The 16,784-nt window shown below is 48.5% G+C and carries 12 protein-coding genes; 11 read left to right on the top strand and 1 reads right to left on the bottom strand.

What is annotated here, in order from left to right; all coding sequences use genetic code 11:
- Positions 1-57: 57 nt before the first annotated feature.
- From WJM45_RS16110 to WJM45_RS16060, 11 genes are all read left to right on the top strand, one after another.
- Complete coding sequence (locus WJM45_RS16110; protein ID WP_341326086.1) at positions 58-1,593, top strand: thymidine phosphorylase family protein; 1,536 nt, start codon at positions 58-60, stop codon at positions 1,591-1,593.
- A gap of 4 nt (positions 1,594-1,597) precedes the next feature.
- The gene (locus tag WJM45_RS16105; RefSeq protein ID WP_341326085.1) at positions 1,598-2,473 is read left to right on the top strand and encodes a ribose-phosphate diphosphokinase; all 876 of its coding nucleotides are present in this window, start codon (positions 1,598-1,600) and stop codon (positions 2,471-2,473) included.
- A 30-nt stretch (positions 2,474-2,503) separates the two neighbouring features.
- A complete protein-coding gene (locus WJM45_RS16100) occupies positions 2,504-2,878 on the top strand; it encodes a YajD family HNH nuclease (protein WP_341326084.1) in 375 nt (124 codons plus the stop codon).
- Between the two features lie 247 nt (positions 2,879-3,125).
- Positions 3,126-4,232: a cell division protein ZapE gene (gene zapE, locus WJM45_RS16095; protein WP_341326083.1), complete on the top strand. Its 1,107-nt coding sequence runs from the start codon at positions 3,126-3,128 to the stop codon at positions 4,230-4,232.
- Between the two features lie 383 nt (positions 4,233-4,615).
- On the top strand, positions 4,616-6,898 hold the full coding sequence (gene bamA / locus WJM45_RS16090) for an outer membrane protein assembly factor BamA (RefSeq protein ID WP_341326082.1): 2,283 nt from the start codon (positions 4,616-4,618) through the stop codon (positions 6,896-6,898).
- Between the two features lie 258 nt (positions 6,899-7,156).
- The gene (locus WJM45_RS16085) at positions 7,157-7,657 is read left to right on the top strand and encodes an OmpH family outer membrane protein (RefSeq protein WP_341326081.1); all 501 of its coding nucleotides are present in this window, start codon (positions 7,157-7,159) and stop codon (positions 7,655-7,657) included.
- 73 nt (positions 7,658-7,730) lie between these two features.
- Positions 7,731-8,174: a 3-hydroxyacyl-ACP dehydratase FabZ gene (gene fabZ, locus WJM45_RS16080; RefSeq protein WP_014149549.1), complete on the top strand. Its 444-nt coding sequence runs from the start codon at positions 7,731-7,733 to the stop codon at positions 8,172-8,174.
- A gap of 2 nt (positions 8,175-8,176) precedes the next feature.
- On the top strand, positions 8,177-8,947 hold the full coding sequence (gene lpxA, locus WJM45_RS16075) for an acyl-ACP--UDP-N-acetylglucosamine O-acyltransferase (protein ID WP_341326080.1): 771 nt from the start codon (positions 8,177-8,179) through the stop codon (positions 8,945-8,947).
- A gap of 2 nt (positions 8,948-8,949) precedes the next feature.
- Positions 8,950-9,510 carry a ribonuclease HII gene (rnhB, locus tag WJM45_RS16070; RefSeq protein WP_341326079.1) on the top strand — a complete coding sequence of 187 codons (561 nt, stop codon included), beginning with the start codon at positions 8,950-8,952 and terminating at the stop codon, positions 9,508-9,510.
- A gap of 339 nt (positions 9,511-9,849) precedes the next feature.
- A complete protein-coding gene (dnaE, locus tag WJM45_RS16065) occupies positions 9,850-13,344 on the top strand; it encodes a DNA polymerase III subunit alpha (protein WP_341326078.1) in 3,495 nt (1,164 codons plus the stop codon).
- 171 nt (positions 13,345-13,515) lie between these two features.
- The gene (locus WJM45_RS16060) at positions 13,516-14,328 is read left to right on the top strand and encodes an ion channel (protein ID WP_341326077.1); all 813 of its coding nucleotides are present in this window, start codon (positions 13,516-13,518) and stop codon (positions 14,326-14,328) included.
- Positions 14,329-14,435: 107 nt separating this feature from the next.
- Here WJM45_RS16060 and WJM45_RS16055 read toward each other — a convergent pair whose 3' ends face one another.
- Positions 14,436-16,625, bottom strand: a complete 2,190-nt coding sequence (locus WJM45_RS16055; protein WP_341326076.1) for an Rne/Rng family ribonuclease — start codon at positions 16,623-16,625, stop codon at positions 14,436-14,438.
- Positions 16,626-16,784: the final 159 nt, after the last annotated feature.

Raw genomic sequence — 16,784 nt, 5'->3', positions numbered from 1 at the left:
TGACATTGTTTGTTGCAACAAGCAATGTCAACTTAATTTCTTTTAATTTAGACTCGTATGAGTAACGACACGTTACAAATTCGTCGTATCGGAATCGATACGTATCATGAAAACGTTGCTTATTTAAACCGGGAGTGCGCGTTTTACCGCGCCGAGGGATTTCAGGCATTGTCGAAAATCAAGGTTTGCGCGAACGGTAATAAACTGTTGGCAGTGCTCAATGTCGTGGACGATAGCTCCATCGTGCATTCGGGAGAACTGGGTCTTTCCGAGCAAGCTTTCCAAAAACTCAATATTGACGAAGGCGCATTAGTTACGGTGGAACATGCCGAGCCGCCCGCGTCGATGGATGCCGTGCGACGAAAGATTAACGGCGAACGCTTGAGCCAGGATGATTTCACTAGTATTGCCAGGGATATTGCCGAGACACGCTATTCGAAAATGGAGATGGCGGCTTTTTTGGTCGCGACCGGTCAAAACAATCTCGACCGAGACGAGCTCCTATATTTGACGCGAGCAATGCTGGATTCGGGCGAGCGCATGAATTGGCACGAATCGCTGGTGGCCGACAAGCATTGTATCGGCGGCATACCGGGTAATCGAACTTCGATGTTGGTTGTGCCTATCGTCGCCGCGCACGGGATGTTGATCCCGAAAACGTCGAGTCGGGCGATTACGTCGCCGGCCGGGACCGCCGATACGATGGAAGTTTTAGCCGAAGTCAATTTATCTCCTGAACGTTTGCACGATATTGTGCGCCAGGAACGCGGCTGTCTAGCATGGGGCGGTACCGCGAAGCTGGCGCCGGTCGACGATCTGTTGATTTCGGTCGAGCGCCCTCTCGGGATCGACTCGCAAGGGCAAATGGTGGCCTCGATTCTATCGAAGAAATTGGCGGCGGGTTCCACACATTTGATCGTCGATATTCCGGTCGGGCCGACCGCAAAAGTTCGGCACATGCGTCAGGCACTTAGTTTACGCAAGTTATTCGAGTTTGTCGGCGATCAGCTCAATATCCACTTGGAAGTCATGATTACCGATGGTCGCCAACCGGTCGGACGCGGCATCGGACCGGTACTCGAGGCCCGCGATATCATGCAGGTGTTGGAAAATAATCCCGATGCGCCATTCGATTTGCGCCAAAAATCGCTGCAATTAGCCGGAAGAATTATTGAATTCGATCCCGATGTTAGAGGCGGGCAGGGCTATGCGATTGCGCGGGATATTCTCGATTCGGGCCGCGCAATCGCCAAAATGAACGATTTGATACAGGCTCAAGGCGCCAAAATTATAGACTTTACCCCCGGTATTTTATGTCATGAGGTTTGCGCGGATAAGGAGGGTATCGTGACCCATATCGATAATTTTCAAATGGCCAAGATTGCTCGAATTGCCGGTGCGCCGATGGATAAGAAAGCCGGCGTCGATCTGTTGAAAAAAATCGGCGACAGGGTACAGAAAGGCGAGCCGATTTATCGCGTTTATGCCGGATTTTCGGCGGATTTTAAATTCGCGAAAATGTTAGCGGTCGATGATAACGGTTATCGCATCGGCGTCGAGGAGCATGTTTTGAAACCGTTGGTGGCTTTCTAATATCATGCTGGTATTGGCCTTTCCCGATTATTGCGCACCAGCCGAGAGACTGGCTTGCCGACTTGACGCGCCGTTCGAACTCATTGTATTACACCGTTTTCCAGACGGCGAAAGCTTGGTTCGGCTTCCGGCTGTCTTGCCCGATCATGTCATCGTTTGCCGAAGTCTCGATCGACCGAACGACAAGCTGGTCGAATTAATGCTGTTTGCCCGGACGGCCAGAGAATTGGGAGCTAAGCGAATTACCTTGGTAACGCCATACCTTTGTTATATGCGTCAGGATATTGCTAACCGCCCCGGCGAAGCAGTCAGTCAACGCATTGTCGGTCGGTTGTTGGCTGATTTATTCGATGATGTTCTAACGGTCGATCCGCATCTCCATCGTATTTCTCATTTACGTCAGGCGATTCCGCTTGCAAATGCGGTTTGTTTGTCTGCGGCCAGCGTAATTGGCGATTACTTGCGCAATCAGTTCGACGATGCGATTCTGCTCGGCCCGGACAGCGAATCCGAACAATGGGTATCCGGTATTGCCGCACAAATCGGTTTTGACTATGCGGTGGCCGATAAAATCAGACGCGGCGACCGAGAAGTCGAAATTACCTTACCCGATAAGGTGTTTAAGGATAAGCTTGTCGTTATCATCGACGATATGGCCAGCACCGGAAGGACACTGGCTCGAACGATCGGTTTATTGCAAAATGCCGGTGCGCGTGCCGTTTATGCCGCGATTACGCATCCGTTGTTTTGCGGCGATGCCGAGGCGCATATTCGCGCGGCAGGCGTCAAAGAAATTTGGAGTACGGACAGTATCGAACACCCGACATCTTGCATCAAGCTCGATGCGTTGTTGAGCGAAGCGGTCCGGTCGATTTTATAGTCTCAATTGCATTAATAATAAGGTGATTTCATGCCGACTAAAAAAACTTTGGATAAAACCAAACTCGATCAAATCGTTCTCGATGCACGCCGCGGTCAGGCCGAACGGGAAAAGGGTTACCGTGAAAAAGCGCTGAAAATGTATCCGTGGATTTGCGGCCGTTGCGCGAGGGAATTCGATCATAGCAATGTCAGGGAATTGACTGTGCATCATCGCGATCACAATCATGATAATAATCCGGCGGACGGCAGTAATTGGGAGTTATTGTGTCTGTATTGCCATGACAACGAACATGCCCGCTATGAGCATGCGCATTACAATACCGGTTCAGCTAAAGACAGCGGTAAAACCGCGACTTTCAGCCCTTTCGCGAATCTCGAGAGTTTGTTGAAAGGAAAGCAGTAACGCAGTCTGCTTTACAATTTGATCGGAGCTCGGTTGCAATGCTTGCGCGGTCATGTTTATGGATTTTATGGCAATGCTATTTTGCTCGGTTGCGGCTTTCACAGGTTAGGGTAATTCCTTGAAATCATTCATGAGCTTAAAGTGCTTCATGGTTAAACTGCAGAATTTAGGATAATCGGTTTATTTTGTCGAGAAAACCCAGGCGGTTTTTAAAAGCCATCCCATGTTTAAAAAATTCCTAAGCAAAATGACTCCGGCTCAAGCTAAACAAGATACCGGTGAGTCGTTGCTCGTTGAATATCGATGGCGGGTTGAACAAGGTCTTATCGATTATGATCCGGCCCAGGTCGAGGCATTGCATTATCTTCAGGAAATGCTGGATAAACTGACATCCGAAAACCGGTCAGGATTTTTGAGGCTGCCTTCGACGCGCGGAAAACCTTGCAAGAGTTTGTATATCTACGGCGGAGTCGGACGAGGCAAGTCGATGTTGATGGATTTATTTTACGATAATTGTCCGATTCAGGAAAAACGCCGGGTTCATTTTCATACGTTCATACTGGAAGTTCATGAGTTTTCCCATCGTTGGCGTCAGGAAAAAAAACAGGACATCATTCATTCGCTGGCCGCTGAAATTAATGCCTCGACAAAACTGCTTTGTTTCGACGAGTTTCATGTGATCGATGTCGCCAATGCCGTTATTTTGGATCGTTTGTTCAGTCGTTTATTCGATCTCGGTACCGTCGTTGTGACCACTTCAAACCGGCATCCCGATGATTTATATCAAGGCGGATTGGTTCCGGAGCTGTTTTTAAAGTTCATCGAGCTGTTGAAGGCTTCGGCAGATGTCGTTGAGCTCGTTGCCAAACACGATTATCGCTTGACTCGTATTCACGGCGCTGAAAAAACTTATTTTTACCCGCTCGACGAACACTCGGCTTCGGCTTTAGAGCAGTGTTATCGCGAAATGACCCATTCGGCACCGCTAAAGCCTTACAGTCTTAAGGTTTTGGGTAGAAATGTCGTACTGAGAGCCGCTCATGGTGATGTTGCGTTGACCACCTTCGATGAAATGTGCAGGACACCGTTAGGACCGGCCGATTATTTGAAAATCGTGCAAGCTTTTAGAGTCGTGATTGTATCCGGTATTCCGAAATTCGGTTTTGACAATCACGACGAAGCCAAGCGTTTTTCGACCTTGGTCGATGCTTTGTATTTTCATAAAGTCATTCTTATATGCAGTGCCGAGGCTCCGGCTAGAGAGCTCTATGACGAAAACATACGCGCATTTTTCCTGAAACGCACTGTTTCGCGATTGATCGAAATGCAGTCGGATTACTATCTAAAGCAGTGAGCAGTGAGCAGTAAGCAGGGAAGAGGAAAGAGGAAAGAGGAAAGAGGAAAGAGGAAAGAGGAAAGATGAAAGATGAAAGATGAAAGATGAAAGATGAAAGATGAAAGATGAAAGATGAAAGATGAAATTAGGGCTTGACAAGTAGTTAAAATGTCGCACTATTTACTATTCACCGCTAACCGCAAATTAAATCTCCCAACTTGCAATAACTTTAGTCAATGACTCATTGGAATATAAGGAAATTTGTCTCGATTTATAGCAATTCAAGGCATCAAGTCATTAAATTTACAGTGAAAATGATGACTTTTCGGCAATATGGATGTTCAAACTCCTGTGATATAATCGCGCTTTAGCTAAATCGTATCGATGCTTCCTTCCTCTTCATGAATTTAAAGAATTTTACGCGCCTTTTTCTCCTGTTTCTGGTTGTTTCCCAAGCGGTTAAAGGCGACGATGGATTTGTGGTCGATAATATTCAGGTCAATGGCTTGCAGCGAATTTCTGCGGGGACCGTATACAATTATCTTCCGGTCAATGTTGGTGAGTTTTTATCGGAGGATCGAATTCCTGACGCGGTTAGGGCCTTATTTAAAACCGGATTTTTCAAGGATGTTTCGCTGGCGAGGGAAGGTTCGACGCTGATCGTCAATGTTACGGAGCGGCCATCGATCGCTAAAATCATCTTCGAAGGCAATAAGGATATTAGCTCCGAAGACTTGCTCAAGGCTTTGAATAATATTGGGCTTGCCGAGGGCAAGGTATTCAATCAACAAATGCTCGAGAAGGTCGAGCAAGAATTGAGCCGCCAGTATTTTAGTCACGGTAAATACGGCCTCAAAATCGATACCGAAGTTTCTCCGTTAACCCGCAATCGTGTGGGTATTCGCATCAATATTTCCGAAGGCCGAGTAGCGAAAATCAAGGAAATCAATATTGTCGGCAATCGCTCCTTCGACAACGACGATTTGCTCGATAATTTCGAATTGAGCACCGGTAATTTATTGTCGTTTTATACGAAAGACGATCAATATTCCAAACAAAAATTATCGGCGGATCTCGAGCGGCTGCGCTCATATTATCTTGATCGCGGCTATATCAATTTTTCGATTGAATCGACGCAAGTTGCGATTACCCCTGATAAAAAAGAAATCTATATCACCGTTAACGTCAAGGAAGGCGATGTGTTTATGCTGGAGCAAGTCAAAGTCGCCGGTAATCTGATCATCGATCCCGAAGAAGTGGTTGAGTTGGTGCAAGTGGGTCCGGGCGAGATTTTTTCCCGCAAGAATGCGACCGAAACCTCGAAAGCGATCTCCGATCGCTTGGGCGATGAAGGTTATGTGTTTGCGAATGTCAACATGGTGCCTGAAATTAACGATGTCGATAAAACGGTTGCGATGACTTTTTATGTCGATCCGGGTAAACGCGTCTACGTCAACCGGATTAATTTCAAGGGTAATACCAAGACGCGCGATGAAGTGCTGCGCCGAGAAATGCGGCAAATGGAGTCGAGTTGGGCATCGACTAGCAAGATCGAGCGGTCGAAGGTGCGTCTCGAGCGTTTGGGATATTTCGAAGAGGTGAATGTCGAAACGCCGCCTGTTTCGGGCACTGCCGACCAGATCGATGTCAATTATTCGGTCACCGAAAGGCCGGCCGGTAATTTGACGGCCGGTATCGGTTTTTCGCAAGTACAAGGTATTATCGTTAATGCCAACGTTTCCCAGGATAACGTTTTCGGTTCCGGTAAGCGGCTTAATTTAGCGTTTAACAACAGTGATATTTCGACCAATTATCGATTCGGTTTTTATGATCCTTATTTTACGTTGGACGGCGTCAGTCTCGGCTACGATATCGGTTACCGGACCACCGATGCGCAGCAGGCTAATATTTCCAGCTATCTGACCGACGTGGCGAATGCAGGAGCCAATTTCGGCATCCCGCTCAGCGAATTTAACCGACTCAACTTCAATATCGATCTTAGACATACCTCGCTCAAGGAAACCGGCTTTACAGCGAGAGAAGTAAGAGATTTTCTAAAAAAGGAAGGCGATACTTTTATCACGTTGTCGCCGTCGATCGGTTGGACCTACGACACATTGAATCGTGCGATTTTTCCGACCGAAGGCGGTCAGTACCGACTATCCGCGTTAGGGACCGTGCCGGGCAGCGATTTGGAATATTACAAAGTTAGTTATAAACAGCAACAATATTTTCCGATCGCGAAGGATTTAACGTTTAGTTTAAGTGCGGAATTGGCTTACGGCGACGGCTACGGCAAGACCGATGACTTGCCGTTTTTCGAGCATTATTTTGCCGGCGGCGTGCGCTCTGTGCGCGGCTTTAACGACAACACCTTGGGTCCGCGAGACTCGCAAGGACGACCATTCGGCGGATCAACCAAAGTGGCCGGCAGCGCCGAAGTGTTTTTTCCGATTCCGTTCATGAAGGATCTCAAGTCGGTCCGGCTTGGCACTTTTCTCGATGTAGGTACGGTTTCCAACAGCCCTAGCAATATCGGAGGAGATATGCGTTACTCGGTCGGTATATCCGGCGAATGGTTATCGCCGTTCGGCGCGATTGCGGTCAGTGCAGGTAAGCCACTGAATCTTCAAGAAGGCGATGACGAGAGAATCTTCCAGTTCTCCTTCGGTTCCGGATTTTAACCCAGCTTTAATATTTTCCGTGCATAAGATATTGAATATTAAAGCAATAAAAATTTTACGGCACTACGAAACCATTTTTGGTGCGTTTTTTAATTCTTATGCTTCAATAATTTAGACCGTAGGCACTACCTTTGTTAAGGCCGGGTTAACAGAAGTATATTTTTGGTTTAAGCGGGTTATCACCTATAATTTGGCGGTTACATCGCAGGATTGTCCGTTTATGGATACTATTTTTTAATTTAAATTACGAGTTCGATAATGAAAAATAAATTTGTTTTATTTTTGGTTTTACTGTTGAGCGCCAATATGGCTTGGGCGGAATTGAAGATCGGTTTTGTCAATATTCCGGCAGTTTTGGAAAAGGCGCCTCAGGCCGAAAAAGCCAAAAAACGTTTGGAGCAAGAATTTTCTCCGAGGGACAAGCAGCTTGTCGCTCAGCAAAACGATATCAAGAATCTTGAGGAAAGATTGAACAGGGATGCGGCGGTCATGGGCGATTCCGAAAGAAGAAATCTGGAAAAAGACATTCTTAATAAACAACGCGAATTTAAAAGAAGCCAGCAAGAGTTCAGTGAAGATTTCAATATTCGCCGCAATGAAGAGCTGGGCAAATTACAGCGCAAAATTGTCGAAGCGATCCGCGAATTGGCCAAGAGTCAAAGTTTCGATTTATTGCTGACCGAAGGGGTTATTTATGCGAGCGAAACGGTCGATGTCACCAATCAAATTCAGCAAAAACTGTCTGCAATGCCTGATTAATTCAGGTGTTATGAAAGCAAAAGGCTAAAGTTGCCGGAATCACCTATCAACCAATAATAACACTTTATCATCCATGTCTATCAAGCTAGATATTTTACAAATTCAAGAGTTTTTACCGCATCGCTATCCCTTTTTATTGGTCGATAAAGTGGTCGAATGTGAACCCGGCGTCAGATTGTTGGCCGTTAAAAACGTGACTTACAATGAGCCCTTTTTTCAAGGGCATTTTCCGCATTTGCCGATAATGCCCGGTGTACTGATTTTGGAAGCATTGGCGCAAGCGACCGGTTTGTTGGCGTCGGAAACAGATCCCAATTTGGGAAAAGGTATGACTTATTATTTGGTGGGTATCGATAATGCTAGATTCAAGAGGCCGGTGAGTCCCGGCGACCAATTGATGCTGGAAGCCAAATTCGTTAAAAGTAAACGCAATATTTGGTCGTTCGATTGCCGAGCCGAAGTGGAAGGCGAATTCGTGGCCAGTGCCAACATTATGTGTGCCGCGGCGGTGAATTGATTTTGATAGATTCAAGAGCAGTTATTAACGAGCGCGCCCAATTAGCCGATGATGTCACTGTCGGTCCGTTCTCGATCATAGGCCCGGATGTCACAATTGGCGCAGGTACGGTTATAGGGCCTCATGTCGTCATCAACGGGCCGACCAGTATAGGCAAGGATAATCGGATTTATCAATTTTCCTCGATAGGCGAAGATCCTCAAGATAAAAAATATGCTTCCGAGGTAACTCGGCTTGAAATAGGCGATAGGAATGTCATTCGAGAATTCGTGACGATGCATAGAGGGACATTGCAGGACCGCAGCTTAACGCAGATCGGTTCCGATAACTTGTTTATGGCGTATACGCATGTCGCTCACGATTGCGTGATCGGCGATCATGTAATTATGGCTAACGGTGCGTCGCTGGCCGGCCATGTGCATTTATGCGACCACGCAATACTCGGCGGTTTCACGCTGGTTCATCAATTTACCCAAATAGGACAATACAGTTTTTCGGCGATGGGTAGCGCGATTACGCAGGACATACCGCCCTTCGTGATGGTCGGCGGTCGTCCAACGCGCCCGCACGGCATCAATTCAGTAGGTATGGAGCGCAATGGCGTGTCGCCGGAGGCCGTTCGGCAAATCAGAAAAGCCTATAAAATTCTTTATAAAATGAACCTAAAGCTCGAAGATGCAATCGAGGAAATGGAAGGCATGGCCGGCGACAGCGACGAGTTGTCGACGATGGTCAGTTTTCTGCGGAATGTGACTAGGGGCATTTTACGATAACTATGCAAAGAGTTGCCGGAGTCGACGAAGTCGGTCGAGGGTGTCTTGCCGGCGCCGTATTCGCAGCGGCAGTTGTTTTAGACCCGGATAAGCCGATTGCTGGTTTGAAGGATTCGAAGAAGATTTCCGAAAAGCAGCGTGAAGCACTGGCGTTGACCATCCGGCGGGATGCGCTATGTTGGGCCGTGGCGCGGGCGGAACCGAGCGAGATCGATCGCATCAATATTCTGCACGCGGCGCTGTTGGCGATGGCAAGAGCGATCGCCATGATCGATCCGGTTCCCGATTGGATTATCGTTGACGGCAGTCGCTATCCCCCGATCGATTTACCAGGAGAGGCCATGGTCAAAGCCGATTCGAATGTGCCGGAAGTTTCCGCGGCTTCAATATTGGCCAAGGTCGCTAGAGACAAAGAGATGCTGTTTTTGGAGCGGCTTTATCCAGGCTATGGTTTCAATTTGCATAAAGGCTATCCGACCCCATTGCATCGGCAACAATTAATGCAGTTGGGTATTACGCCGTTTCACAGAAAATCGTTCGCTCCGGTTAAGGCTCTGCTCTAACAAAAATTTCTCGCGCAGTGGCGCTGAGGCTCGCAGATTATACCTTTCCCACTTCAAATTTCGGCAATGCCAGAGGAGGCGTCGGGGTGTTCGACAAAGGCTTTGCCAGCATGGAGCTGGCATAGAGCCTACAGGGACGTATTCACGGCGTCCTTTGACGGACACCCCGGCGCCGAATTTTGATATACGATGAGTATAATACCGGATTGAAAAAGTGCATGGGGCATTCCGTATTTCTAAAATCATATTTTGCCGCGTCATTTCGTTAATGATTAACAGGGCTTAGGTTCTGCACTTCTCCGCGCCCCTGCGCCTCCGCGCGATAATACCTCATTCAACATGCAACCTTCATTCGTTCATCTTAGAGTTCATACCGAATTTTCATTGGTCGACGGTATTGTTCGAATCAAGCCGCTGATTAAAGCCTTAGCCGACATGAACATGCCGGCCGTCGCGGTTACCGAACAATCCAATCTATTTTCGTTGGTCAAATTCTACCGCGCCGCGCTAGGGCAAGGGATAAAGCCTGTTTCCGGCGCCGATGTACACATCTTCAATCCAGACGATCCGTCATCGCCTTACTGTCTAACGCTGTTGGTTAAAAACCTTAATGGTTATACGACGCTGACCGAATTGATTTCAAAGTCTTATCAGGAAGGGCAGCATCAAGGCGTGCCTATGGTTCAGCGCGAATGGATCACCGACAATCACAATGGGCTGATCGCCTTATCAGGAGCCATGAGCGGCGATATCGGCAGGGCCTTGTTGGCGGAAAATGTCGACGAGGCCAAACGCCTGGCCGAGGGATGGAGTCATTTATTCGAAGATTCCTTTTATCTCGAGTTGCAACGTGTCGGTAAAGCCGAGGAAGAACGCTATGTGGCGGCGGCTGTCGATTTGGCTCAACAAATGGAGCTGCCGGTCGTCGCGACCAATGATGTCCGATTTATTCGTCCGGAGGATTTCGATGCGCATGAAGTCAGGGTGTGTATTCATCAAGGACGGGTTTTAGATGACAATCGGCGGCCGAAAGATTACACCAATCAGCAATATCTGCGTAGCGGTGAAGAAATGCAGGGGCTGTTTGCCGATATCCCGGAAGCCTTGGAAAATTCGGTCGAAATCGCCAAGCGTTGTAATCTGGAGCTGACGCTAGGCGAAAATTATTTGCCCGACTTTCCGGTTCCGGAAGGCATGACGATCGATGACTATCTGATCGAAGTGTCCCGTCAGGGACTCGAAGAGCGCCTTCAACAACACCCGGCTTTCGGTTCCGGTAGCGAAGAAGAGAACCGCCGGGTTTATTACGACAGGCTCGAGACCGAGTTGAAAGTGATTACGCAGATGGGCTTTCCCGGTTACTTTCTGATCGTTGCCGACTTTATTCAATGGGCCAAGAACAACGCGATTCCGGTTGGACCGGGCAGGGGGTCTGGCGCCGGCTCGCTGGTAGCTTATGTCTTGAAAATTACCGACCTCGATCCGATCGAATTCGATCTTTTATTCGAACGCTTCTTGAATCCGGAGCGGGTTTCGATGCCCGACTTCGACGTCGATTTCTGTATGGACCGGCGCGATGAGGTTATCGACTATGTCGCGCGTCATTATGGTCGCGACCATGTCGCGCAGATCATTACCTATGGTTCGATGGCGGCAAAAGCGGTCGTGCGCGATGTCGGTCGAGTGCTTGGTTTTTCCTACGGCTTCGTCGACCGCTTGGCAAAACTGATTCCTTTCGAAATAGGCATGACGCTGACTAAGGCGCTGCAGGATAGCCCCGATCTCAAGCAGTTGTATGAGACTGAAGAGGAAGTCAAAACGCTGATCGATATGGCGAGATCGCTCGAGGGGGTTTCGCGTAATGCCGGTAAACATGCCGGAGGGGTAGTGATTTCGCCGACCAAGTTGACCGATTTTACGCCGCTTTATTGCGAGCAGGGCGGCGGCAACCTGGTCACGCAGTTCGACAAGGATGATGTCGAGGCGGTTGGTCTGGTCAAGTTCGACTTTTTGGGGCTTCGAACCCTGACGATCATCGATTGGGCACTCGAGACGATTAACCTAAAGAAGCAGCAAATAGGCGAGGCTATCGTCGATATTAGCACGATTCCGCGCGACGATTCGGCCTCCTATGAATTATTGAAGAAAGCGCAGACGACCGCGGTGTTTCAGTTGGAATCGCGCGGCATGAAAGAGTTGATCAAAAAGCTCAAGCCCGATTGTTTCGACGATATCATCGCCTTGGTGGCTTTGTTTCGGCCCGGTCCGCTCGAGTCCGGCATGGTCGACGATTACATCAACGTCAAGCACGGCGCGAAAGCCGAATATGCCCATCCCATGCTGGAGCCGATTCTTAAATCGACTAACGGCGTTATTTTGTATCAAGAGCAGGTCATGCAGATCGCTCGTGAACTGGCCGGCTATACCCTCGGCGGTGCGGACATGCTGCGCCGCGCGATGGGTAAGAAAAAACCCGAGGAGATGGCCAAGCAGCGCGAAATTTTCACAGAAGGTGCGGTCGCGAATAACATCGAGGAAAGCGTCGCGACTTATATCTTCGATTTGATGGAAAAGTTTGCCGGCTACGGTTTCAACAAATCGCATTCGGCAGCCTATGCCTTGGTCGCTTATCAAACCGCCTGGCTGAAGGCGCATTATCCGGCTGAGTTTATGGCGGCGGTGCTGTCTTCCGATATGGACAATACCGATAAAGTCGTGGTGTTGATTGAAGAATGCCGCGAAATGAAATTGGCTATTTGCCCGCCCGATCTCAACGAATCGAATTATCGTTTCACGGTCAACGACAAAGGTCAAATCGTGTATGGAATCGGTGCAATCAAGGGGGTCGGCGAATCCGCGATCGAGGATTTATTAAAAGAACGCGAAGCTAACGGATCTTACGCAGGGCTGTACGATTTATGCAAGCGCGTTGATTTGAGGAAGGTCAATCGTCGTGTGCTTGAGGCCTTGATTCGGGCGGGTGCGTTCGATCGGATTGATGCCAATCGAGCGGCGCATTTGGCGGAATTGCCAATTGCATTACGGGTGGCCGAACAGTACGGCAAGATGGCCCAAACCGGACAAAACGACTTGTTCGGTTTGGGCATGCCCGATGAGGACGACAGGATACAGGAGGACGTCTATACGACTCAAGCCGAGCCTTGGACCGAATCGGAGCGATTGGCCGCCGAAAAGCAGACCTTGGGCTTGTTCTTGACCGGACATCCGATTACGCAATATGAATCGGAATTGAAGCATATCGTGCATGGCAAGATTGGTAAGATCTTGGGTGATGTTGAGCGCACGCGAGGAAAAATGGAGGCGCGCACCGCAGGACTAGTCGTGGAATTACGGACGCGGCAAAATAAAAACGGCAAAACGATGGGGTTTGCGACCTTGGATGATCGGTCCGGCCGTCTTGAATTGGCAATTTTCGGCGACAGTTACGAAAGATACCGCGATTTATTGTCTAAGGATGCCTTGCTGGTCGCAGAGGGCGGTGTTGCGATTGACGATTTTAGCGGCATGCTGAGATTGACGGTCGATAAACTATACAGTATCGAAGACGCACGGAATCAATATGCCCGATGTCTTTCGTTGCAGTGGGCGAATACGAATGAACAGCGCGATGCAAAGTCGTTCGTCGATAAGCTCGATGATACGCTGCAACCGTTTAAGGGTGGTTCTTGCCCTATTGTACTTGCTTATCGTTCCGCAACAGCCAAGTCATCGCTACAATTCGGCGATGAATGGCGCGTGCATCCTTCGGATGAATTGGTCTTGCGGTTAAAGCGTTTGCTGGGGGCGGATGCTGTTGAGGTTAGATATAGGTGAGGGGAAAGGGGAAATTAGAACTTGACAAGTAGTTTAAACTCCGAATCATTTCACTATTCACTATTCACTATTCACTATTCACTATTCACTATTCACTATTCACTATTCACTATTCACTATTCACTTGTGTTCGGGGTTTTAGTGTTATTTTGATTTTGTTATGATTCATGCATGAATGAATTTATTGGACCTACGGTCGACATTAGCGATAAGGATAGTTTGGAATGGAAGCATTTCGCCAACTTGGAGAAGGAAACCTTGCGCGGGCGTTGGCGTAAACCAACAGGACTCGGTGTATTGAATAGCTTAAATGCTGGACGCTGGTCGCGCGAGACGTTGGAGCGTCATGTCGGCAAGTTTGCCGGCCAGTTTGACTTGCGCGGTATTCCTTTGCCGAATGCCGAATTGTCGAAACTCGATCTGTCGAACATCGACTTCTTTTATGCCGATTTGTCCGGCGCTGATTTGTCCTACAGTAATTTATCCGACAGTTATTTGTCGGAGAGCGATATTTCCGGTGCGCGATTCGATTTTGCCGTACTTAATAGGGCTTTGCTCGACAATGTGCGTTTCAATAGTTCCACGCGTTTTTTAGGCGTCAATTTGCATGCAGTCAACTTTACGTTGGCAACCTTGTTATATGATTTAGCCTTGTCGCAGCAACGTATTCAGCAATTGGATAGGCATTATCCGGTATTCGCCTGTTTTTTACGCTGGTCCTGCGATTATGGTCGTTCATTTTCGCGATATGCGCTATGGGTTGTGGGTTTCGTGTTAGCTTATGCTGCAATTTTTTGGGGTTTGATGGATCGCTCGTTTTTGGACTGTCTGTATTTTTCACTGACGACATTTACGACGGTCGGTTATGGCGATATCGTACCGGTCGGTTCTCTGCAAAAACTGTTAGCGATGTCCGAAATGGCGATAGGTTATTTGATGGGCGGGTTATTGGTCGGTATTTTAGCCAAGCGGGTTATTGGGTGATGTTTTTTGACTGAAATAGCGAGAGAATTTCATGGGGTTCCTTCTGTAGGCCTCACGGTTGCCGTTATTTTGGTTCCGGCAACCGTGAGTTTAAAAGGGATTAATGTTTAGACGTCCGATTCGCTTTCGGATTTAACAACGGGTTTGCTGTCGGTATTGTTGTCCGGTTTAGCGCCGGTAGCGTCTTGTTCACGGCGAGGCTTCTCGTCTTGTGTTTTAACCACTTCTGCCGATTTCGGGCCTTCATCGGCTTGAGTTGGAACGTTCGGTCCGCTGGTTTCGTCCTGTTGTGAGGATTCCGGTTTTCGGTAATTCGGGTTCCGAGGACGACGTCTATTCGGGCCTCTTCTTCCATTTCTGGATGGCGATTTTTTTACCGGTTGTTCGACAGCTTCATTCGTCGTTTTGTCCGGCTCAACCGATTGTTGAGCGACTTCTTCAGTAATGGTCTCTTTCTGTTCGTCAGGTTTTGTTTCACGCTTATTGGCGGGCCTTTTAGGTCGGTTACTTCGACTTCCCGGTCCACGTTTGTTATCGCGTTTTTTGCCCTGCGTTCTTTCTTCGCCTTCTTTTCGTTCCTGTTTTTTGGCTGGCTGGGGTGTGGCTGTCGTTTCTTCTTTACCGCCGACCAATTTTTGCCAAAAGCGCTTAATCAGGCTGGCCGAGGTATTGCGATTTTGTACCGGCGCAGGCGCATCGGGTAGAAATTCTTTAATAGCCGCTTGTTCGGCTTTGGGCTTGATCTGTTGCGCGAACTCAGGAAGCGGAATATCTTCTTCCTTGATTTGTAAATAGCTAGGTTTTTCCTCGATCGCATCCTTGGCTTTGATTCGGTCTATCGTGTAAGCCGGCGTTTCCAGGTGTTTGCTCGGCAGAATCACGATGCCGACTTTTAATCGAGACTCGATCAATTCGATAGCTGGCCGCTTTTCATTGAGCAGGAAAGTCGCGCTTTCGATCGGCAAATGCGCGATGACTTTTTCGGTGCCGGGTTTCATCGCTTCTTCTTCCAGTACGCGCAGCACTGCCAATGCGACCGATTCGACATTACGGATCGTTCCTTGGCCTTTACAGCGTGGGCAGATTAGTTGCGTGGATTCTCCTAGCGAAGGTCGAAGCCGCTGTCTAGACATTTCCAGCAAGCCGAATCGCGAAATACGGCTGGTTTGTATACGAGCGCGATCGATTTTTAACGCATCGCGTAAGCGGTTTTCGACCGCGCGTTGATTTTTATTGGCCATCATATCGATGAAGTCGATCACGAACAAACCGCCCAAATCGCGAAGCCGTAACTGACGAGCGATTTCATCGGCGGCTTCAAGGTTGGTGTTCAAAGCGGTTTCTTCGATGTCGCTGCCTTTGGTCGCGCGTGCCGAGTTAATATCGATCGAGGTCAATGCTTCGGTATGATCGATCACGATCGAGCCGCCGGATGGCAGCGATACTTCGCGTCCGTAGGCGATTTCGATTTGCGATTCGATTTGATAGCGACTAAACAACGGTACCGAATCCTGATAGAGTTTCGCTTTAGACAAAAAGTGCGGCATGACCTGTTTCAAAAACTTTTGCACCAGGTGGAATGCTTCTTCCTTGTCGATTAGGATTTCATCAATGTTGCCGCGTAGATGGTCGCGCAGGGCTCTGATGATGACATTGCTTTCTTGGAATATCAAAAAAGGGGCCGAGTGCTCGCTAGCCGAACGTTCGATCGCTTCCCATAGTTGCAATAGATAATTCAAGTCCCATTGCAGTTCCTCGGCGCTCTTGCCGCAACCGGCGGTACGGACGATCAAACCCATGGTGTCGGGAATCTCCAATGCCGCCATGACTTCACGCAATTCATTTCGCGTATCGCCTTCAATGCGCCTGGAAATACCGCCGGCTTTCGGGTTGTTCGGCATCAATACCAAATAGGTTCCGGCGAGGCTGATGTAGGTGGTTAATGCCGCGCCTTTGTTTCCGCGTTCTTCTTTTTCGATTTGAACGACGATTTCTTGGCCTTCCTTGATTTGATCTTTGATCGATGCGCGTCCGCCTTCGGAGGTGTCGCCTTCCGCGCGTTGCCGGAAGTTCGGAGCGATTTCTTTAAAGGGTAAAAAGCCGTGTTTTTCGGAGCCGTAATTCACGAAAGCGGCTTCTAGGCTGGGTTCGATACGGGTAATAATGCCTTTGTAAATGTTTGACTTTTTTTGTTCTTTTGAAGGGACTTCAATGTCAAAATCGTAAAGTTTTTGACCATCTACCAAAGCGACACGCAGTTCTTCAGGTTGCGTGGCATTGATAAGCATTCTTTTCATTTAAGGTATCCTTGATTATTCCTGTCCCATGTTTAGAATTTTTTTAAGACTTTCAGGTTGCGCATCGGCGTTAGACCTTCGTATGGGCTGTTACGATGCCGCGGCTTTTAGGGCCGGGACGGGGGGGTGTGCCGTCCTATGATTGGCGGTCTCGCTTGC

This window comes from Methylotuvimicrobium sp. KM2, from assembly GCF_038051925.1.
Taxonomy (GTDB): domain Bacteria; phylum Pseudomonadota; class Gammaproteobacteria; order Methylococcales; family Methylomonadaceae; genus Methylotuvimicrobium.
The sequence above is the reverse complement of the archived record's forward strand: the minus strand, read 5'-3'. Positions and strand labels throughout refer to the sequence as shown.